The following is a 20,104-nucleotide window of genomic DNA, read 5'->3' as shown; positions in this document are numbered from 1 at the left end:
CTCCAGGCTGGAAGAAAACGGGCGCGCCGCGCTCTGTGGGCGCGGTCGCTACATCAGGTACGAGTGCGACGAGGCGGCAAAAGTTTTATCAGCCGCGACCTTCACGGCGGTCTTGCTCGCGTTGTTCGCAGGTTTTGAAGCCCTTGTCGTCGACATGGCCGGTGGCGTCGAAGCGCACGAAGTACGGCTGTTGATGACCTTCGCGGTTGAGGATGTAGTTGTTGCAGGTACCGCCGTGGGGCAGGTCGATGACCGTGGACGGGCTACCGCCAATGGCGATGACCTTCTGCATGGTCATGCCGTTCTCCACCTGCTTGACCAGCGGCTGGTCGCGGTAGGTCACGTGGTCAACCGGGTTTTCCGGATGGCTGCTGCAACCGATCAGGGTGGCGCTTGCCAGAAGTGCTGCCAGGGCGTGCTTGTACATGGTCGAACTTCCTCGTAGTAGGCCGTCTTGGCCCGATACGAATTTGGAACCGCAAGCGGCGACGGGAGTTCGATTGCGATTGCCATCGTTTCGCCTGTAGGGTTGGCCGACAAGTCCATGGACCGGGAGCCGCCATGTCGCAAGCCCTTGCCACGCGTTATCCACTGGTGCTGGTGCCGGGCATGCTCGGCTTTGTCCGCCTGCTGCTCTATCCCTACTGGTTCGGCATCGTCACGGCCCTGCGCCGGGGCGGGGCGCAGGTGTATCCGGTGCAGGTGTCGCCACTGCACAGCAGCGAGGTGCGTGGCGAGCAGCTGCTGCGCATCGTCGAGGAGCTGCGCCAGCGCACCGGCGTCGACAAGGTCAACCTGCTCGGTCACAGCCAGGGCGCGCTGGCCGCCCGCTACGTGGCGGCGAAGCGCCCGGAGTGGGTGGCGTCGGTCACCTCCATCGCCGGCCCCAACCATGGCTCGGAGCTGGCCGACTACTTCGAGCGCGAGTACCCCGGCGATTCTGCGCGTGGCCGCTTGCTCAAGGCCCTGTTGCACGGCGTGGCGTGGCTGATCGAGGTGCTGGAGACCGGCTGGAAGGGCGCTAAATTGCCCATCGATGTGCATGCCTCGCATCTTTCCCTGACCTCGGTCGGCGTCGCCCGCTTCAACCAGCTTTATCCACAGGGCCTGCCCGACACCTGGGGCGGCGAGGGGCCGGCGCAGGTCAACGGCGTGCGCTATTACTCCTGGTCCGGCGTGCTCAAGCCGGGTATCACCGACCGCGGGCTGAACCGCCTGGATGGCAGCAACCGCTTCTGCCGCCTGTTCGCCCGCACCTTCGTGCGCGAGAAGGGCCATTGCGACGGCATGGTCGGGCGCTTCAGTTCGCACCTGGGCCAGGTCATCGGCGACGACTACCCCCTCGATCACCTGGATATCGTCAACCAGTCCCTCGGCGCAGTGGGCAAGGGCGCGCAGCCGGTGAGGCTGTTCGTCGAGCACGCCGAACGGCTCAAGGCCGCAGGGTGCTAGGTCCGGCCAGGCATGTAAAAAATCTTGTCTAAACTCCACTGACGGCCGCGCCTCCATCGCGGCGATCAGGAGAGTCACCATGAAGATGCTGCGTGTGCCGTTGCTGTTGCTGGGCTTGCTGATGGCGTCCCAGGGGTTCGCCGCCACCGCCCAGCAGGAAAAGATGAAGACCTGCAACGCCGACGCCACCGCCAAGGCCCTCAAGGGCGATGAGCGCAAGGCGTTCATGAGCACCTGCCTGAAGGCCAACGCCGCCCCCACCCAGCAGGAAAAGATGAAGACCTGCAACGCCGACGCCACCGCCAAGACCCTCAAGGGCGACGAGCGCAAGGCCTTCATGAGCGACTGCCTGAAGAAAAAATGATCCGCCATGACAACAGGCCATTGCTCCAGGGCAATGGCCCGTCGTCTGTTGTCACCCGCCCCTATGCCTGTTCCGCGAAGGCTGGCAGACTGCCGCCTTTGTCGTCATTGGCTGTCTGAGGTTGTATGACTTTTACCCAGCGTCAGGTCGTGCTGGCCAGTTGGATCATCATATTCACCGGATTGTTGCTGGTCCTGCCGCTCAAGCTGCTGCCGAGCCTGCTGGCCGGGCTGCTGGTGTTCGAGCTGGTCAACATGCTCACGCCGAAACTCCAGCATGTGATCGCCGGGCCCCGGGCACGCTGGCTGGCGGTGGCCTTGCTGGGCACCCTGGTGGTCAGCACCCTGACCCTGATCTTCGCCGGTGCCATCAGCTTCCTCCTGCATGAAGCGGAAAACCCCGGCGCCTCGCTGGATCGCTTCATGCTCCTGGTGGATCAGGCCCGCGGCCAGTTGCCGCCGTTCGTCGACGCCTACCTGCCGGCCAGCGCCGCCGAGTTCAAGGTGGCCATCGGTGAATGGCTGAAGAGCCACCTGGGCGAGCTGCAACTGGTGGGCAAGGGTGCGGCGCACATGTTCGTCACCCTGCTGATCGGCATGATCCTCGGCGCCATCGTCGCCTTGCAGCGCATCCCCGACATCTCCCGGCGCAAACCGCTGGCGGCGGCGCTGTTCGAGCGTTTGTCGCTGCTGGTCCAGGCGTTCCGCAACATCGTCTTCGCGCAGATCAAGATCTCCCTGCTCAACACGGTATTCACCGGGGTGTTCCTGGCGGTGGTGCTACCGCTGTTCGGCGTACACCTGCCGCTGACCAAGACCCTGATCGTGCTGACCTTCCTGCTCGGCCTGCTGCCGGTGATCGGCAACCTGATGTCCAACACCCTGATCACCATCGTCGGGTTGTCGCTGTCGATCTGGGTGGCGGTGGCGGCCCTGGGCTACCTGATCGTTATCCACAAGGTCGAGTACTTCCTCAACGCGCGGATCGTCGGTGGGCAGATCAGTGCCAAGTCGTGGGAATTGCTGCTGGCGATGCTGGTGTTCGAGGCGGCGTTCGGCTTGCCGGGGGTGGTGGCGGGGCCGATCTACTATGCCTACCTGAAGAGTGAGTTGAAGCGGGTGGAGCTGGTCTGAGGCTTGTTGTGATTGATCTGGCCTCATCGCCGGCAACGCCGGCTCCCACAGGTCCCGCGAACACCAGCGAACCTTGTGGGAGCCGGCGTTGCCGGCGATGAGGTCCTCAAGTCAAGCGCCGTAGCGCTTGCGTGCCTCGATCGCCAGCCCGCTACCGATACTGCCGAAGATATTGCCTTCCACATGCCGCGCATTCGGCAGCATCGCCGCCACGCTCTGGCGCAGTGCCGGGATGCCGCTGGAACCGCCGGTGAAGAACACCGTATCCACCTGCTCCACGCCTACGCCCGCCTTGAGCAGCAGTTCATCGACGCTGCCGCGTACCCGCTCCAGCAGGTTGTCGATCGAGGCCTCGAACAGCGCCCGGGTCAGGTCAACCTGCAGATCCTTCTCGATCCGCCCGAGGTCGACCAGGCGGTTCTGCGCGTGGGTCAGTTCGATCTTGGTCGTTTCCACTTCCATCGCCAGCCAGTGCCCGGCGCGCTCTTCGATCAACTTGAACAGACGGTCGATGCCCAGGGTGTCTTCGATGTCGTAGCGCATGCTGCCCAGGGCCAGCTGGGATTTCTGCGAGTACACCGAGTTGATGGTGTGCCAGGTGGCCAGGTTGAGGTGATAGCTGGTGGGCATCAGCGCCTGGCTTTTCATCCGGCTGCCGTAGCCGAACAGCGGCATCACGCCTTGCAGGCTGAGCTGCTTGTCGAAGTCGGTACCGCCGATATGCACGCCACCGGTGGCGAGGATATCGTCCTGGCGGTCGTCGAGCATGTGGCGCTCCGGGGCCAGGCGGATCAGGGTGAAGTCCGAGGTACCACCGCCGATGTCGACGATCAGCACCAGCTCTTCACGCTCGATCCCCGACTCGTAGTCGTAGGCCGCGGCGATCGGTTCGTACTGGAAGGACACGTCCTTGAAGCCGATCTTGCGTGCTACCTCGGCCAGGGTGTCCTCGGCCTCCTGGTCGGCGGCCTGGTCGTCATCGACGAAATGCACCGGACGGCCCAGCACCACTTGCTCGAACTCACGACCGGCATTGGCTTCGGCGCGCTTTTTCAGTTCGCCGATGAACATCCCCAGCAGGTCCTTGAACGGCAGGGCGGTGCCCAGCACGCTGGTGTCGTGCTTGATCAGCTTGGAACCGAGCAGGCTCTTCAGCGATCGCATCAGACGCCCTTCGTAGCCTTCCAGGTATTCGTGCAGGGCCAGGCGACCGTAGACCGGGCGGCGTTCCTCGATATTGAAGAACACCACCGAAGGCAGGGTGATCTTGCCGTCTTCGAGGACGATCAGCGTCTCTTCACCGGGGCGATGCCAGCCAACGGTGGAGTTTGACGTGCCGAAGTCGATACCACAGGCACGGGCCGGGGATGCGTGAGTCATGGAGGCGGTTCCGGGGGAAAAACGGCCGCGCAGTTTATGCCAGTTGCGCGCAGAATCAAGACCGATTATCTGCCACGCGACAAACCCCCAGGCACCTTGAAAGGCTATGCTTGACCCCAATCTTCACAGGCAGTGCATTTAACCGACGGTGATTCCTTCGATGGATTTCAAAGACTATTACAAGATACTGGGCGTTGAGCCGACGGCGGACGACAAGGCGATCAAGACCGCCTACCGCAAGCTGGCCCGCAAGTATCACCCGGACGTCAGCAAAGAGCGTGACGCCGAAGACAAGTTCAAGGAGGCCAACGAGGCCTACGAAGTGCTCTCCGATGCGGCCAAGCGCGCCGAATACGACGAGATCCGCAAGTACGGCGGCCAGCACGGCCGGCCGTTCCAGGCCCCGCCCGGCTGGGAAAGCCGCGGTGGCGCTGGCGGTGGTGGCTTCGGCGGTGGCGATTTTTCCGATTTCTTCAGTTCGATCTTCGGATCGAACGGTCGTGGCAGCGGCAGTCCGTTCGGCCGTGGTCAACAGCAGCGCAGTGCCGGTCGGCGGGGGCAGGACGTGGAAATGGAACTGGCGGTATTCCTTGAGGAAACCCTGGCCAACGAGTCGAAGAAGATCAGTTTCCAGGTGCCCCAGCACAACGCCATGGGCCAGCGCACCGGCGACACCAGCAAGACCCTCAACGTCAAGATCCCCGCCGGGGTGACCGACGGCGAGCGCATCCGCCTCAAGGGCCAGGGCGCGCCGGGTGTCGGCGGTGGTGCCAATGGCGACCTGTACCTGATCGTCCGTTTCGCACCGCACCCGCTGTTCGATGTCGAAGGTCATGACCTGATCATCACCGTGCCGCTGGCGCCGTGGGAAGCGGCGCTGGGCACCAAGGTGGAAATGCCGACCCTGACCGGCAAGGTCAACCTGACCATCCGCCCGGACAGCCAGAGCGGCCAGCGCCTGCGGATCAAGGGCATGGGCCTGGCCAACAAGCAGGGCCAGCGCGGCGACCTGTACGCGCAACTGAAGGTGGTGATGCCGGCGCAGTCGGACGCCGCCACTCGTGAACTGTGGAACAAACTGTCGGAGAAGGCCGGGTTCAACCCGCGAGCTCAATGGAGTAAATGACCATGAGTAGTACCCTGATCGTTCAGCTGGATATGCGTACCTTCTGCCAGGAAGCCGATCTCACGGCCGACTGCGTGATGGAAATCGTCGAACACGGCATCGTTGAACCTTCAGGGCGAACACCGGAGGACTGGTTGTTCGACGACCGCTCGCCGGTGCTGGCCAAGCGTGCAGCCAGGCTGCACGCGGAGCTGGAACTGGAATGGGAAGGGGTGGCGCTGGCCCTGGAGTTGCTGGAGGAGGTGCAGCAGTTGCGTAGTGAGAACGATATGTTGCGCCAGCGGCTGGGGCGGTTTGTGCAGTGACCTTCAGGGCCTCATCGCCGGCAACGCCGGCTCCCACAGGGACCGCGTGCACCGCTGAACCTGTGGGAGCCGGCGTTGCCGGCGATGAGGCCCTTGGATGCGACATCAACTGGGCGGCAAAGCCCCCGGATTCAGCACCAACTGCATGAATGTCAGATCCAGCCACCGCCCGAACTTCACCCCCACCTGCGGCATCTCCCCGGCCACCTTGAACCCGAGCTTTTCATGCAGGCGGATCGACGCAGCATTGCCGCTCTCGATCGCCGCCACCATCACATGCTTGCCACACTGGCGAGCCCGCTCGATCAGCGCCTCCATCAACTTCGGCCCCAACCCATGGCCCCGCTGGTCGGCATGGATGTACACCGAATGCTCCACGGTATGGCGAAAACCCTCGAACGGCCGCCAGTCGCCGAACGAGGCGTAGCCGGCCACTGCTCCTGCCTCATCCACGGCCACGATGATCGGATAACCCTGAGCCTGCCGTGCGTCGAACCAGGCCTGGCGGTTGGCCAGGTCCACCGGTTGTTCGTTCCAGATCGCCGTGGTGTTGAGCACGGCGTCGTTGTAGATGGCGCGGATGCCCGGCAGGTCGGCGGGCACGGCGTCGCGAAGGGTGTGAGGCATGGCGGTTATCCACAGGCGGGGGCAGGCCGCCAGATTAAATGGTTACCAGCCCGCGCACACCTTCGGCTTCCATGTTTTCACCACGGCCCTGCTGGACGATTTCGCCGCGGGACATCACCAGGTACTGGTCGGCCAGCTCGGCGGCGAAGTCGTAGAACTGCTCCACCAGCAGGATCGCCATGTCGCCGCGGGCCGCCAGCTTGCCGATCACCGCACCGATTTCCTTGATCACCGAGGGCTGGATGCCTTCGGTGGGTTCGTCGAGGATCAGCAGGCGCGGGCGGCTGGCCAGGGCGCGGCCGATGGCCAGTTGCTGCTGCTGGCCGCCGGACAGATCGCCGCCACGGCGGTGCTTCATCTGCAGCAATACCGGGAACAGCTCGTAGATGAATTCCGGCACCTTCTTCGCCTCGCTGGCGCCGAAGCGTGACAGGCCCATCAGCAGGTTTTCCTCGACGGTCAGGCGCGGGAAGATCTCGCGGCCCTGGGGCACGTAGGCGATACCGGCCTGGACCCGTTGGTGCGGCTTGAGCTGGGTGATCGCCTGGCCTTCCCAGGTCACGCTGCCTTCGCGCGCCGGGAGCAGGCCCATCAGGCAGCGCAGCAGGGTGGTCTTGCCCACGCCGTTGCGGCCGAGCAGGCAGGTGACCTCGCCGACCTTCGCTTCGAAGGACAGGCCGCGGAGAATATGGCTACCGCCGTAGTACTGGTGCAGGGAATCGATTTTCAGCATGTTGTTGTCCTATGAGTCCGTGTTGTCCCCATCGCTGGCAACGCCAGCTCCCACAAGATCAGCAGCGACACCGAACTCTGTGGGAGCTGGCGTTGCCAGCGATGGGAGCGCCGCGATCCAGCGCCGGTCACCGCCCCAGATAAACCTCGATCACCCGATCATCCGCCTGCACCTGCTCCAGCGACCCTTCCGCCAGCACACTGCCCTGGTGCAGCACGGTGACATGGTCGGCGATGCTGCCGACGAAGCCCATATCGTGCTCCACCACCATCAGCGAATGCTTGCCGGCGAGGCTCTTGAACAGCTCGGCGGTGAACTCGGTTTCGGCGTCGGTCATGCCCGCCACCGGCTCGTCGAGCAGCAGCAACTGCGGGTCCTGCATCAACAGCATGCCGATTTCGAGAAACTGCTTCTGGCCGTGGGACAGCAGCCCCGCCGGGCGATTGCGCGAAGCGTCCAGGCGAATGGTGGCCAGCACTTCGTCGATGCGGTCACGCTGTTCGCCATTCAGCCGCGCGGCGAGGCAGGCCCATACCGACTTGTCGGTCTTCTGCGCCAGTTCCAGGTTCTCGAACACGCTCAGCGCTTCGAACACCGTGGGTTTCTGGAACTTGCGGCCGATCCCGGCCTGGGCGATCTGCACTTCGCTCATGCGGGTCAGGTCGAGGGTGTCGCCGAACCAGGCCTTGCCGCTGGTGGGGCGGGTCTTGCCGGTGATCACGTCCATCATGGTGGTCTTGCCGGCACCGTTGGGGCCGATGATGCAGCGCAGTTCGCCGACGCCGATGTACAGGTTGAGGCCATTGATGGCCTTGAAACCGTCGAAGCTGACGTTGATGTCTTCCAGGGTCAGCACCGTGCCGTGGCGGGCATTCAGGCCCGGCGTCACCGCCTGGCCAAGGCCGATGGCATCGCGGCCGCTGCCTTCGTCGATGATCGGTTCCAGCATGAATTCGGGATGGATCGACGGGAATCTCATTGTTCGCCCCTTTTCTTCAGCAGGCCGACCACGCCCTTGGGCAGGTACAGGGTGACCAGGATGAACAGCGCGCCGAGGAAGAACAGCCAGAACTCCGGGAAGGCCACGGTGAACCAGCTCTTCATGCCGTTGACCAGGCCGGCGCCGAGCAGCGGCCCGATCAGCGTGCCGCGTCCGCCCAGGGCGACCCACACGGCGGCTTCGATGGAGTTGGTCGGCGACATCTCGCTGGGGTTGATGATGCCCACCTGCGGTACGTACAGCGCCCCGGCCAGGCCACAGAGCACGGCGCTCAGCACCCAGATGAACAGCTTGAAGCCGCGCGGGTCGTAGCCGCAGAACATCAGGCGGTTCTCGGCGTCACGCAGGGCGGTGAGGACCCGGCCGAACTTGCTTTGCGCCAGGCGCCAACCGAGGAACAGGCTGCCCGCCAGCAAGGCCACGGTGAGCAGGAACAGCACCGCCCGGGTGCCTTGCGAGGTGATGTCGAAGCCGAGCAGGGTGCGGAAGTTGGTGAAGCCGTTGTTGCCGCCGAAACCGGTCTCGTTGCGGAAGAACAGGAGCATGCCGGCGAAGGTCAGGGCCTGGGTCATGATCGAGAAGTACACGCCCTTGATCCGCGAACGGAAGGCGAAGTAGCCGAACACCAGCGCCAGCAACCCCGGCGCCAGCACCACCAGGCACATGGCCCAGGCGAAATGCTGGGTGCCGGCCCAGTACCAGGGCAGTTCGGTCCACGACAGGAAGCTCATGAACGCCGGCAGGCCATCGCCGGCGGCTTCGCGCATCAGGTACATGCCCATGGCATAGCCGCCGAGGGCGAAGAACAGGCCGTGGCCGAGGGACAGCAGGCCGGCGTAGCCCCAGACCAGGTCGAGGGCCAGGGCGACGATGGCGTAGCAGAGGATCTTGCCGACCAGGGTCAGGGTGTAGGCCGAGACCTGCAGGCTGTGCCCGTCGGGCAGCAGCGACAGCAGCGGCAGGGCGATCAGCACCAGCAGCACGACGGCGCCGATGCCAAGGGACAGCCGTGGTCCGGCTTTTTGCGCGGCAGTAACAAGCAGTGGCTGGTTCATCAGTCGATTACCCGTCCCTTGAGGGCGAACAGGCCTTGCGGACGCTTCTGGATGAACAGAATGATCAGCGCAAGGATGAGGATCTTGCCGAGCACCGCACCGATCTGCGGCTCCAGCAACTTGTTGGCGATGCCCAGACCGAAGGCGGCCCACAGGCTGCCGGCCAGTTGCCCGACGCCGCCGAGCACTACCACCAGGAACGAGTCGATGATGTAGCTCTGGCCGAGGTCCGGGCCGACGTTGCCGATCTGGCTCAGGGCCACGCCACCGAGCCCGGCGATGCCGGAGCCGAGGCCGAAGGCGAGCATATCGACGCGCCCGGTCGGCACGCCGCAGCAGGCGGCCATGTTGCGGTTCTGGGTGACGGCTCGGACGTTGAGGCCGAGGCGGGTCTTGTTCAGCAGCAGCCAGGTCAGCAGCACGACGAACAGGGCGAAGCCGATGATCACGATGCGGCTCCACGGCAGCACCAGGTTCGGCAGCACCTGGATGCCGCCGGACAGCCAGGCCGGGTTGGCCACCTCGACGTTCTGCGCACCGAAGATCAGGCGGATGGCCTGGATCAGGATCAGGCTGATGCCCCAGGTCGCCAGCAGGGTTTCCAGCGGGCGGCCATACAGATGGCGGATCACCGTGCGCTCCAGGGCCATACCGACCCCGGCACTCACGGCGAAGGCCACCGGCAGCGCCAGCAGCGGGTAGAACTCCAGGGCACCCGGGGCGTAGCGCTGGACCATGATCTGCACCACGTAGGTGGTGTAGGCGCCGAGCATGAGCATCTCGCCGTGGGCCATGTTGATCACCCCGAGCAGGCCGAAGGTGATCGCCAGGCCGAGGGCGGCCAGGAGCAGGATCGAGCCCAGGGACAGGCCGCTGAAGGCCTGGCCGAGCAGTTCGCCGACCAGCAGCTTGCGCTTGACCTGGGCCAGGCTGGTTTCGGCGGCGGTGCGCACTGTGGCGTCGCTTTCCACGGCCGGGTCGAGCAGAGCTTCGAGGCGGGTGCGGGCCATGGGATCGCCGGTTTCGCCGAGCAGGCGCACGGCGGCGAGACGTACCGAAGGTTCGGCGGCGGCCAGTTGCAGGTTGGCCAGGGCCAGGCCGAGGGCGGCGTGGACGCTGTCGTCTTTTTCCTGGGCGTATTGGCGGTCGAGGAAGGCGACCTGGGCCGGTTGTGCGCTCTTTTGCAGTTGTTGCGCGGCCTGCAGGCGGATGTTCGCATCATCGCTGAGCAGTTGATGGCTGGCCAGGGCGTTGTCCACCAGGCCGCGCAGGCGGTTGTTCAGACGCAGCTTGCGGCTGTCGTCGGGGCTGATGCGGCCTTGCTGCAACGAAGTGAGCAGGGCCAGCCGGGCAGGGTCGGGCTGCGCCGCCCAGTCCTGGAGCAGGCGTGCCTGGTCGTTGGGCTTGGCGCTGGCGAAGTATTCGGCTTCGCTGGCGTGCGCGGCGAAGGGCAGCAGCAGGCACAGGCAAAGCAGGAGGTGGTAGAGGGCCTTGGGCATGGTGCGGGGGTCCCTTTTCTGATGGTGAGAGATGAGGCGCTTGAGAGGGCCTCATCGCTGGCAAGCCAGCTCCCACAAGGTCCTGCATGCACCGGACCTGTGGGAGCTGGCTTGCCAGCGATAGGGGCCTCAGGGGATCAGTTGCCCTTCACCGCATAATCCGGACGCTTGTCATTGCCCGGAATGAACGGACTCCAAGGCTGCGCCCGCAGCGGCTGCTCGGTTTCCCAGACCACGTTGAACTGCCCGTCATCCTGGATTTCGCCGATCATCACCGGCTTGTGCAGGTGGTGGTTGGTCTTGTCCATGGTCAGGGTGAAGCCGGACGGCGCCTTGAAGGTCTGCCCGGCGAGGGCTTCGCGGACCTTGTCGACATCGGTGCTGCCAGCCTTCTCCACCGCCTGGGCCCACATATGGATGCCGACGTAGGTGGCCTCCATCGGGTCGTTGGTTACCGCCTTGTCGGCGCCCGGCAGGTTCTTGGCCTTGGCGTAGGCTTTCCAGTCGGAAACGAACTGGGTGTTGACCGGGTTCTCCACCGACTCGAAGTAGTTCCATGCGGCCAGGTGGCCCACCAGCGGCTTGGTGTCGATGCCGCGCAGCTCTTCTTCACCCACGGAGAAGGCTACGACCGGCACGTCGGTGGCCTTCAGGCCCTGGTTGGCCAGTTCCTTGTAGAACGGCACGTTGGAGTCGCCGTTGACCGTGGAGATGACCGCGGTCTTGCCGCCAGCGGAGAACTTCTTGATGTTGGCGACGATGGTCTGGTAGTCGGCGTGGCCGAACGGGGTGTAGACCTCTTCGATGTCCTTGTCGGCGACGCCCTTGGAGTGCAGGAAGGCGCGCAGGATCTTGTTGGTGGTGCGCGGGTAGACGTAGTCGGTGCCGAGCAGGAAGTAACGCTTGGCCGCGCCGCCTTCTTCGCTCATCAGGTATTCCACTGCCGGAATCGCCTGCTGGTTCGGCGCGGCACCGGTGTAGAACACGTTCGGCGACATCTCTTCACCCTCGTACTGCACCGGGTAGAACAGCAGGCCGTTGAGTTCCTCGAACACCGGCAGCACCGACTTGCGCGACACCGAGGTCCAGCAGCCGAACACCACCGCGACCTTGTCCTGGGTCAGCAGCTGGCGGCTCTTCTCGGCGAACAGCGGCCAGTTGGACGCCGGGTCCACCACCACCGGTTCCAGCATCTTGCCGTTGACCCCGCCCTTGGCGTTGATCTGCTCGATGGTCATCAGCGCCATGTCTTTCAGCGAGGTCTCGGAAATCGCCATGGTCCCGGACAGGGAATGCAGGATGCCGACCTTGATGGTCTCGGCGGCCTGGATGGTCCAGCTCAGGCCCATCGCGGCGATGGATGCACTGAGGGTAAAGGCCTTGATCAGACTGCGACGCTTCATGGGTGCTCTCTCCGTTGAGTTCGTATTGGCGGTAAGGCAAATGGCGACTGCGCGGATAGAGCGATAGCAAGGGCTATGCCGGATTGTGTACAGGCTCTGGAACAAGGGTTTTAGCGGATTGTGCGCTTTCGATGCACCGCCCTGGAGCCCAGGACGGTGGCACGGTGCAGGCCGTTGCGCCCTGATGGTGCGCGACGGCCTGGAGGGACGGGATCAGGCTTCGACCTGGCGGCGCGGCTGGCGACGACGGCGGACCAGCTGGTAGGTCACGGCCAGGATCAGGAACCAGATCGGGGTGACCATCAGCGCCTGGCGGGTGTCGGTCTCGAAGCTCAGCAGCACCAGGATGAAGGCGAAGAACGCCAGGCAGGCCCAGCACATGAAGCGCCCGCCGGGCATCTTGTACTTCGACGCCGCGTGCAGTGCCGGGCGTTGCTTGTGGTAGGTCAGCCAGGACAGCAGGATCAGCGACCAGACGAACATGAACAGGATCGCCGAGACGGTGGTCACCAGGGTGAAGGCCTCCATCAGGTCCGGAATCACGTACATCAGGGCGGCGCCGAGCAGCAGGCAGGTGCAGGAGAAGTACAGGCCGTTGGCCGGCACGTCGCGGTTCGACAGCTTCTCGAAGGCTTTCGGCGCATCGCCTTCCTGGGCCAGGCCGAACAGCATGCGGCTGGTGGAGAACACGCCGCTGTTGGCCGACGACGCGGCCGAGGTCAGCACCACGAAGTTGATCACTGCGGCCGCAGCCGGCAGGCCGGCGAGGATGAACAGCTCGACGAACGGGCTCTTGTTCGGCACCACGTCGCGCCATGGGGTCACGGCCATGATCGCGATCAGGGCGAACACGTAGAACATGATGATACGCAGCGGGATCGAGTTGATCGCCCGTGGCAGGGTGCGTTCCGGGTCCTTGGCTTCGGCGGCGGTGGTACCGACCAGCTCGATGCCGACGAAGGCGAACACGGCGATCTGGAAACCGGCGAAGAAGCCCATCAGGCCATGGGGGAACATGCCGTCGTCATTCCACAGGTTGCCCAGGCTGGCGGTGCTGCCGGATGGCGACTGGAAGCCGCTGATGATCATGTACAGGCCGGTGCCGATCAGACCGACGATGGCGACGATCTTGATCATGGCGAACCAGAACTCGATCTCGCCAAACAGCTTCACGGTGATCAGGTTCAGCGACAGCAGCACGCCGACGCACAGGATCGCCGGAACCCACTGCGGCAGCTCGGGGAACCAGAACTGCGAGTAGCCGGCAATGGCGATCACATCGGCGACGCCGGTGATGACCCAGCAGAACCAGTAGGTCCAGCCGGTGAAATACCCGGCCCAGGGCCCGAGCAGGTCGGCAGAGAAGTCGATGAAGGACTTGTAGTTGAGGTTCGACAGCAGCAGTTCGCCCATCGCCCGCATGACGAAGAACAGCATGAAGCCGATGATCATGTAGACGAAGATGATCGAGGGTCCGGCCAGACTGATGGTCTTGCCCGAGCCCATGAACAGACCTGTGCCGATGGCTCCGCCGATGGCGATCAACTGGATGTGTCGATTGGTCAGGTTGCGTTGCAGGTGGTGTTCCTGCCCGTCCTTAGTAATGTCTTGATTCATTGCATGCATTCCATAAATTGCAGTCTTCTTGTACGTAAAGCGGCGGCTAGGCTAACACGCGAAGCCGCGAGGTAGACGCGACAAGATGACTCGACTTTAGGGGAATGCCCTGTTTTGAAGCGCTTGATGTGGGAGCGAGCTTGCTTGCGAAGGACCGCCAGTAAACCTGTTTTTTGCACTTTAACCCTGGGTGGTTAACAACGTTAAAAACAGGTATACACCCATCGGTAACGAAGCATGGACCGGGCGGCCTGTTAAGGTCTAGCGCGGCCCTTGTGGGAGCTGGCTTGCCAGCGATGACGATGCTGAATTCACCGGCGTCATCGCTGGCAAGCCAGCTCCCACAGGGGCCGCGTAGAGCGCAGAACTGTGGCTGGCCCATAACCCTGTGTGAGTCGGCTTGCCGACGATGATCAATCCTTTTCAGGCGCGAGCCACCAGCAAGCGCTTGCCGAACACCCGATCCAGCCCCCACACCACCAGCATCGACACCCCCACCAGCGGGAACGCCACGCCCAGCACCAGCATCACCACCGTGGCGGTCTTCCAGCGCGGCAGGTCGTGGCGCAGTGGCGGGACGCCGAGGCCGCCTTCGGGGCGGCGTTTCCACCACATGACCAGGCCGCTGACCGAGCCGAGCAACACCATCAGGCAGATCAGCAGGATGAGCATCTGGTTGACCCAGCCGAACATCTTGCCTTCATGCAGCATCACCCCCAGCTCGGTGGCCCGGGCTACCGTGCTGTAGTCCTGCCAGCGCACGTCCACCAGCACCTTGCCGGTGTATTGATCGATGTGCAGGGTGGCGTCGTTGCGCGGGTCGTCGGCGAACACGGCGATGGTGAACACGCCGCTGCCGGTGGTCGGCAGGGTGATGCTGTAGCCGGGCTCGACGCCACGTTCGCCGGCGATGTCCTCGATCCGTTGCAGGCTGACTTCCGGTGCCGCCGGGCCGCTGTCCATGTGCATATGGCCCTGGTGCTCGGCATGGGCACCACTGGACTCCGGCATCGGTGTGTTTTCCACCGCCCATGGCACGGTTTGCCGTGCGGCGGTATTCAGCGTCCTGGCCTCCTGGTCGGAGGTCGGCACTTCGTTCCACATGGCCGCCGGAAAGCGATTCCACAGGTCGGCGTATTGCTTGCCCCAGAAACCGGTCCAGGTCATGCCGCTGAGCAGCATCAGCAGCAGGACCAGCGAACCCCAGAAGCCGCTGACGGCATGCAGGTCGCGCCACAGCAGGCGCCCGCGGGCATTCATGCGCGGCCAGAACACCCCGGCGAAACGCCCGCCTCGCGGCCACCATAGGTAAAGGCCGGACACCACCAGGACAATGCCCCAGCCCGCAGCCAGTTCGACGATGCGGTCGCCGACCGTGCCGACCATCAGCTCGCCGTGCAGCGCCCTGGCCACGGCCTGCAGGTTGCTCTTGGCGTCCTGCGCACCCAGCACCTTGCCGCTGTAGGGATCGACGAACACGTTGAGTTCCTGCCCTGCGTCCTTGACCACGAACTGCGCGCTGCGCTCGGCGGCGGGGGCGGGCAGGTACTGGGTGACCTTGCCTTGCGGATAGGCTTCCTGCACCAGGTGCATCAGGTGATCGGCCGGGTGCTTGTGATGCCCGGCCTCGACCACCATCAGCGAGCGGTACATCAGCGGATCCAGCTGCGGCTTGAACAGGTAGATGATCCCGGTGATCGCCAGCAGGATCATGATCGGCGCGACGAACAGTCCGGCATAGAAGTGCCAGCGCCACGCCAGGTTGTAGAAGGAAAACGATGGCTTGCTCATGGAGCGCTCCCGAATGAAGGGCGCGGCACGCGGCCGCGCCCGGGCTGGATCAGAAACTCAGGTCGACCTTGGTCCAGAAGGTGCGCCCCGGCTCGTTCACCGTTTCCGTACCGGAATAGCCGAAGCCGGCGTTGCCCGCCAGGTTCAGGTGTTCGGCGTAGGCCTTGTCGAACAGGTTGTCGACGCCGGCGCTGAGCTTGAGGTTCTTGCTCACGCGGTAGGCGCCATTGAGCGAGAACACGCCGAAACCGCCGGACTTGTCGAAGTCCTTGCCGACGATGTTGCCGTAGTTCTCGGACACCCGGTTCTGCGCCGAGACCAGCCGCCACAGGGCGCCGGCGCTCCAGTCGCTCTCGCTGTAGGTCAGGCCCAGGCGGCTTTCCAGCGGCGGCATCTGCGGTAGCGCCGAGCCGTCGCTGCTGTTCTTGCCCCAGGCGTAGGCGAGGGTGGCATCGGCCTTCCAGTTGGAGGTCAGCTGGTAGGCCACGCCCATCTCGCCGCCCATGATCCGCGCGTCGATATTGTCGGCGCGGGAGACGTTGGTGCCTCCGGTGTAGTCGTAGAGGATGTAGTCGCGAACCTGGCCGATATAGCCGGAGGCCCAGGCTTCCAGGGTTGCGGTCTTGTACTGGATGCCGAAGTCGAGCTGGGTGGTCTTTTCCGGCTTGATCGCGTCGAAGGCGTTGACCGAGCCCACCGGGCCGTAGGTCGGCGAGAACAGCTCCCAGTAATCGGGGAAGCGCTGGGCATGGCCGAGGCCGACGTAGGTGGTGGCCGGGATGTCGGCCAGGTCGTGCTCGTAGCGCAGGAAGCCGCTGGGCAGGGTGTCCGCGCGGGTGTCGCCGCTGGTGGGATTGGGTCGCGCCATCATGCCGGAGCCGGTGTTCTGGCGGAAATCCCTGGCCGAGGCGCGGTCCAGGCGGGCGCCGCCGATCAGCCGATCCTGGCTGGCCAGCTCCCAGGTCAGTTCGCCGAACACGCCGTAGTTGTGGAAATCGGCGTCCTTGTTCCATGGCTGGTTGCCGTAGGTGTTGACGCCCATGCCGGTGCGCTGGCGGTGTTCGTTGCTCTGCGCGTCGATACCGCTGACCAGGGTCACGTCTTCCCAGCGCCAGGTGCCTTTGATCCGTGCGCCCAGGGTGCGGCGGTCGACGTTGCTGGCCATGGGGCCGGCCATCATCCCGGTGCCGGACGGCGTGCGCAGGCTGTAGTTGTCCATCACATGGTCGGCGTAGTTGTAGTAGACCTGGGCTTCGAGCTTGTCGAAGACCTCGCCGATATTGGACTTCTCGAAGCGCAGGCCGAGGCTTTCGCGCTTGAACTGCGAGCCGTCCATGCCGCGCCCGGCGTAGCGGGCCTCGCCGTCGCCGCGGCCGGCAGTGAGCTCCAGCAGGGTGTCGCTGTCCGGGGTCCAGCCGATGGCGACATCGCCGTTCCACTTGTCCCACTTCGACGGCACGGTATCGCCGTGGCCGTCCTTGTAGTCGTCGGAGCGCGACTGGTTGCCGACGAAGCGCACGTAGCCCTGCTCACCGCCCGCCGCCGCATCGAGCAGCTTGTCGAAGCGCCCGTTGGAGCCGGCCAGCAGGCTGGCGTTGACCCGGGTGCCCAGCTCGCCGAATTTCTCCGGTTCGCGTTCGAAGAGGATGGTCCCGGCCGACGCGCCCGGGCCCCACTGCACGGTTTGCGGGCCCTTGATCACGGTGAGGCGGTCGTAGGTTTCCGGGGAGATATAGGAGGTCGGTGCATCCATGCGGTTCGGGCAGGCACCGAGCATCACGCCGCCGTTGGTGAGGATGTTCAGGCGCGAGCCGAACATGCCGCGCAGCACCGGGTCGCCGTTGGTGCCGCCGGAGCGGATCGCCGAGAAGCCGGGGATGGTCTTCAGGTAGTCGGCACCGTCGCTGGCCGGCACCGGCTGGCGCGGGTCCTTGGGGTTGGTGACGATGGTCAGCGGCGAGCTGGGGGCCACGGCGGTGATCACCGTCGGGCTGAGCTCGGCCGGCTCGTGCTCGTGGCCTTCGTGGCCGGTTTCCGCGGCCAGGGCGGCCGGGGCCAGCAGGCTGCCGCAGAGCAGTGCGATGGTCCCGCGCAGGGACAGACGATAGACAGGGGTGGAGCTGGACATAGGTTTTCCAACATCGATCGGTCATGAAGGTGCGTGCGGGCACGGCACAGGGCCGTCCGCGAAGCACGTTGGTCAGGTGGTCAGGCGATCGATGGAGAAGGGGGGGCGCGGCTGCGGGCACCGGGGAAGAAGGCCGGGCGCGGATGGCCATGGCGGGGCTGGACGACCAGGCGGGTGGCGGTGGCCAGGGTTTCGCTGTTGAGCAGGCTGAGCTGCTGGGGCAGGGCCGGGCAATGGAAGAACAGGCTGCAATAGCCGCATTTCTCCCACATCACATGCAGCGAGGCATCGCCGCCGTGGTGGCTGTCGCCGTGATGGCCGCCGTCCATGTGCATGCCCGCTTCCATGTCCATCGGCATGGAGGCGCCGTGCTCCATCGGCATCGACTGGGAAACCAGCGGTCCGATGAAGATCATCAGCATGGCGAACAGGCTCAGCCAGCCAGCGCGTTTGCTCCTGGTGTCAGGGCGCGGTGGCCGGTGCTGTCCGGTGCGGGCGAAGCTCATGGCGAGCAGCGTTCAGCGATCAGTGCTGGTGGGCGGAGGTTCCTTCCGGTGGCTGCTTCTGCACCGCGACTTCCACGGTGACGTTGCCGGCTTTCTCGAAGTGCAGGGTCAGCGGGAAGCGCTTGCCGTCGGTCAGCAGGCTGCGGTCCTTGGGCTGCATGATCATCACGTGGTAGGCGCTGGGGCTGAAGGTCACCTGGCCATGGGCGGGCACGGCCACGTTCGCTACCTGCTGCATGCGCATGACGTCGCCGTTCATCACATGTTCGTGCAGCTCGGAGCGGTCGCTGATCGGGGTTTCGACGCTGAGCAGGCGGTCGGCCTCGGCGCCCTTGTTGTCGATGATGAAGTAGGCCGCGACATTCGGCGCGTTCGGTGGCAGCTCCAGCGACCAGGGATGGGCGATATGCAGGTTGCCGACGTTGTATTCGTGGGCGCTGGCAAAACCGGCGGGCAGCAGCAGGGCGGCCAGCAACAGGGCGTTCTTGAACATGAAGGATCTCCGGTCGATTCAGATTGTGCGCAATAGGAGCGTAGGTGAATCAGACCGAAGGGGAAGCCCGGGGATTGAGCGAAGGCCAGCGTTCGCGGGGTGTGGGCTGGACCGGGTGGGGTGAGTCGAGGGTGCTGGCCAGGGCCTGTTGCGGCAGGACCAGGCGTGGCGGCGTGGCGGGCAGGGCCAGGGCCGGTGCGGCACCGGAGCAGCACCAGCAGTGCTGCATGGCGGCGTGGTCGTCGTTGCTCTGGCTGGGGTCGAGCTGACCGATGGAAACGGCAATCAGCTTGGTGCCGCCGGTGGAGCAGAAGGCGCCCCACAGCAGTTGCTCGGCCGGGGCTCTGGCAGCGGACGCGGACAACGGCATCGCCAGCAGGTTGAACAGCACTGCGCAGCAGGCGATCCAGGCGTAGGCGAGCCGGTGAGCGGACATGGGGTGATCCGATGGGATTTGGATGGTGGCTATTTAGCCAGAAGATCCCGGGGAAGTAAAAAACGGGGGTGCGATGGAGTGTCGCAGTCTGGTGGGTGATCTTTAGGGCCTCATCGCCGGCAACGCCGGCTCCCACAGGTTACGCGTGCACCGCAGAGTCCTGTGGGAGCCGGCGTTGCCGGCGATAGGGCCCTCAGCCTTTAAGACTTGGCCCGGCCGAGCATCCCGCGCACAGCCTCCTGCAGATCCGCTGGCAGCACCACCATCTTGGCGTTGTCGCTGGCGGCGAGGTTTTCCATGGCGCCGATATAGCGCTCGCCCAGCAGGTACATGGCCGGGGTGACGTCGTTGCCCACGGCATTCTTGACCAGGGTGATGGCCTGGGCCGAGGCTTCCGCCAGGTTGACCTGGGCGGCGGCGTCGAGCTTGGCCGATTCCTGGCGGGCCTGGGCTTCGAGGATCGCCGCCTGCTTGGCACCTTCGGCGCGGGTCACGTCGGCCTTGCGCTCACGCTCGGCAGCGGCCTGGCGCTCCATCGCCGCCTGCATGTTCGGCGAAGGCTTGATGTCCTGGATCTCCACCGAACGCACGGTGATGCCCCAGTCCTCGGTCTGCTCCGACATGGCTTCACGCAGCCGGGCCTTGATCTGCTCGCGGCTGGACAGCGCTTCGTCGAGGTCCATGGCGCCGACGATGGCACGCAGTGCGGTCATGGTCAGGCTGGTTACCGCGTAGGTGTAGTTCTCGACGCCGTAGGAGGCTTTCTGCGGGTCCACTACCTTGGCGAAGCACAGGGCGTTGGCGACGATCACCGCGTTGTCGCGGGTGATGATTTCCTGCTGCTGCACATCGAGGATGATGTCCTTGGTCGGCAAGCGGTAGGCCACCACGTCCATGTACGGGATCAGGATGTTCAGGCCCGGCTTGAGGGTGGTGTGGTAGCGCCCGAGGCGCTCGACGATCCATTCCTCGCCCTGGGGCACGATGCGCACGCCCTTGAATACCGTGACAAGCACGAACAGGGCGATGGTTGCGGTAATGATCAGACTGGTCATG

20 protein-coding genes are annotated in these 20,104 nt (G+C 64.8%); 5 read left to right on the top strand and 15 right to left on the bottom strand.

Going from position 1 to position 20,104, the window contains the following annotated elements; all coding sequences use genetic code 11:
* Positions 1 to 88: 88 nt before the first annotated feature.
* Complete coding sequence (gene osmE / locus ACODSK_RS20340) at positions 89 to 427, bottom strand: osmotically-inducible lipoprotein OsmE (protein WP_489018635.1); 339 nt, start codon at positions 425 to 427, stop codon at positions 89 to 91.
* 134 nt (positions 428 to 561) lie between these two features.
* Between osmE and ACODSK_RS20335 the strand changes: the two genes are divergently transcribed.
* The 3 genes from ACODSK_RS20335 to ACODSK_RS20325 all read left to right on the top strand — a co-directional run bounded on the left by ACODSK_RS20335 (position 562) and on the right by ACODSK_RS20325 (position 2,949).
* Positions 562 to 1,452 carry a lipase family alpha/beta hydrolase gene (locus ACODSK_RS20335; protein WP_489018633.1) on the top strand — a complete coding sequence of 297 codons (891 nt, stop codon included), beginning with the start codon at positions 562 to 564 and terminating at the stop codon, positions 1,450 to 1,452.
* 79 nt (positions 1,453 to 1,531) lie between these two features.
* On the top strand, positions 1,532 to 1,816 hold the full coding sequence (locus tag ACODSK_RS20330; protein ID WP_489018632.1) for a PsiF family protein: 285 nt from the start codon (positions 1,532 to 1,534) through the stop codon (positions 1,814 to 1,816).
* A 125-nt stretch (positions 1,817 to 1,941) separates the two neighbouring features.
* Complete coding sequence (locus ACODSK_RS20325; protein ID WP_489018630.1) at positions 1,942 to 2,949, top strand: AI-2E family transporter; 1,008 nt, start codon at positions 1,942 to 1,944, stop codon at positions 2,947 to 2,949.
* A 111-nt stretch (positions 2,950 to 3,060) separates the two neighbouring features.
* On the opposite strand, the gene ACODSK_RS20320 is transcribed toward ACODSK_RS20325, so the two are convergent.
* Positions 3,061 to 4,329: an Hsp70 family protein gene (locus ACODSK_RS20320; protein WP_489018628.1), complete on the bottom strand. Its 1,269-nt coding sequence runs from the start codon at positions 4,327 to 4,329 to the stop codon at positions 3,061 to 3,063.
* A 160-nt stretch (positions 4,330 to 4,489) separates the two neighbouring features.
* Between ACODSK_RS20320 and cbpA the strand changes: the two genes are divergently transcribed.
* The gene (cbpA, locus tag ACODSK_RS20315) at positions 4,490 to 5,455 is read left to right on the top strand and encodes a curved DNA-binding protein (RefSeq protein ID WP_489018626.1); all 966 of its coding nucleotides are present in this window, start codon (positions 4,490 to 4,492) and stop codon (positions 5,453 to 5,455) included.
* Positions 5,456 to 5,457: 2 nt separating this feature from the next.
* The gene (locus ACODSK_RS20310) at positions 5,458 to 5,760 is read left to right on the top strand and encodes a chaperone modulator CbpM (protein ID WP_489018625.1); all 303 of its coding nucleotides are present in this window, start codon (positions 5,458 to 5,460) and stop codon (positions 5,758 to 5,760) included.
* Between the two features lie 105 nt (positions 5,761 to 5,865).
* Here ACODSK_RS20310 and ACODSK_RS20305 read toward each other — a convergent pair whose 3' ends face one another.
* From ACODSK_RS20305 to ACODSK_RS20245, 13 genes are all read right to left on the bottom strand, one after another.
* A complete protein-coding gene (locus ACODSK_RS20305; RefSeq protein ID WP_489018624.1) occupies positions 5,866 to 6,387 on the bottom strand; it encodes a GNAT family N-acetyltransferase in 522 nt (173 codons plus the stop codon).
* Positions 6,388 to 6,421: 34 nt separating this feature from the next.
* The gene (urtE, locus tag ACODSK_RS20300) at positions 6,422 to 7,120 is read right to left on the bottom strand and encodes an urea ABC transporter ATP-binding subunit UrtE (protein WP_489018622.1); all 699 of its coding nucleotides are present in this window, start codon (positions 7,118 to 7,120) and stop codon (positions 6,422 to 6,424) included.
* Positions 7,121 to 7,247: 127 nt separating this feature from the next.
* The gene (urtD, locus tag ACODSK_RS20295; protein WP_489018620.1) at positions 7,248 to 8,099 is read right to left on the bottom strand and encodes an urea ABC transporter ATP-binding protein UrtD; all 852 of its coding nucleotides are present in this window, start codon (positions 8,097 to 8,099) and stop codon (positions 7,248 to 7,250) included.
* A complete protein-coding gene (gene urtC / locus ACODSK_RS20290) occupies positions 8,096 to 9,175 on the bottom strand; it encodes an urea ABC transporter permease subunit UrtC (protein ID WP_489018619.1) in 1,080 nt (359 codons plus the stop codon). Before urtC ends, urtD begins: the two co-directional genes overlap by 4 nt.
* Entirely contained in the window at positions 9,175 to 10,674 is a 1,500-nt protein-coding gene (urtB, locus tag ACODSK_RS20285) for an urea ABC transporter permease subunit UrtB (protein WP_489018617.1), read from the bottom strand. The genes urtC and urtB overlap by 1 nt, the downstream gene beginning before the upstream one ends.
* 137 nt (positions 10,675 to 10,811) lie before the next feature.
* Positions 10,812 to 12,077, bottom strand: a complete 1,266-nt coding sequence (gene urtA, locus ACODSK_RS20280) for an urea ABC transporter substrate-binding protein (protein WP_489018615.1) — start codon at positions 12,075 to 12,077, stop codon at positions 10,812 to 10,814.
* A 213-nt stretch (positions 12,078 to 12,290) separates the two neighbouring features.
* On the bottom strand, positions 12,291 to 13,694 hold the full coding sequence (gene cycA, locus ACODSK_RS20275) for a D-serine/D-alanine/glycine transporter (protein ID WP_489018613.1): 1,404 nt from the start codon (positions 13,692 to 13,694) through the stop codon (positions 12,291 to 12,293).
* Positions 13,695 to 14,117: 423 nt separating this feature from the next.
* On the bottom strand, positions 14,118 to 15,485 hold the full coding sequence (locus ACODSK_RS20270; RefSeq protein ID WP_489018611.1) for a PepSY-associated TM helix domain-containing protein: 1,368 nt from the start codon (positions 15,483 to 15,485) through the stop codon (positions 14,118 to 14,120).
* Between the two features lie 49 nt (positions 15,486 to 15,534).
* On the bottom strand, positions 15,535 to 17,613 hold the full coding sequence (locus tag ACODSK_RS20265) for a TonB-dependent copper receptor (protein WP_489018610.1): 2,079 nt from the start codon (positions 17,611 to 17,613) through the stop codon (positions 15,535 to 15,537).
* Between the two features lie 80 nt (positions 17,614 to 17,693).
* The gene (locus ACODSK_RS20260) at positions 17,694 to 18,119 is read right to left on the bottom strand and encodes a DUF2946 domain-containing protein (protein WP_489018608.1); all 426 of its coding nucleotides are present in this window, start codon (positions 18,117 to 18,119) and stop codon (positions 17,694 to 17,696) included.
* Positions 18,120 to 18,138: 19 nt separating this feature from the next.
* The gene (locus tag ACODSK_RS20255) at positions 18,139 to 18,612 is read right to left on the bottom strand and encodes a copper chaperone PCu(A)C (RefSeq protein WP_489018606.1); all 474 of its coding nucleotides are present in this window, start codon (positions 18,610 to 18,612) and stop codon (positions 18,139 to 18,141) included.
* A 49-nt stretch (positions 18,613 to 18,661) separates the two neighbouring features.
* The gene (locus tag ACODSK_RS20250) at positions 18,662 to 19,048 is read right to left on the bottom strand and encodes a DUF2946 domain-containing protein (RefSeq protein WP_489018605.1); all 387 of its coding nucleotides are present in this window, start codon (positions 19,046 to 19,048) and stop codon (positions 18,662 to 18,664) included.
* A 200-nt stretch (positions 19,049 to 19,248) separates the two neighbouring features.
* Complete coding sequence (locus ACODSK_RS20245; RefSeq protein ID WP_489018603.1) at positions 19,249 to 20,103, bottom strand: SPFH domain-containing protein; 855 nt, start codon at positions 20,101 to 20,103, stop codon at positions 19,249 to 19,251.
* Between the last annotated feature and the right edge of the window lies 1 nt (position 20,104).

Source organism: Pseudomonas sp. FG98 (assembly GCF_057808595.1).
Note: the sequence above shows the minus strand (reverse complement) of the source record. Positions and strands in the feature narration are given on the sequence as shown.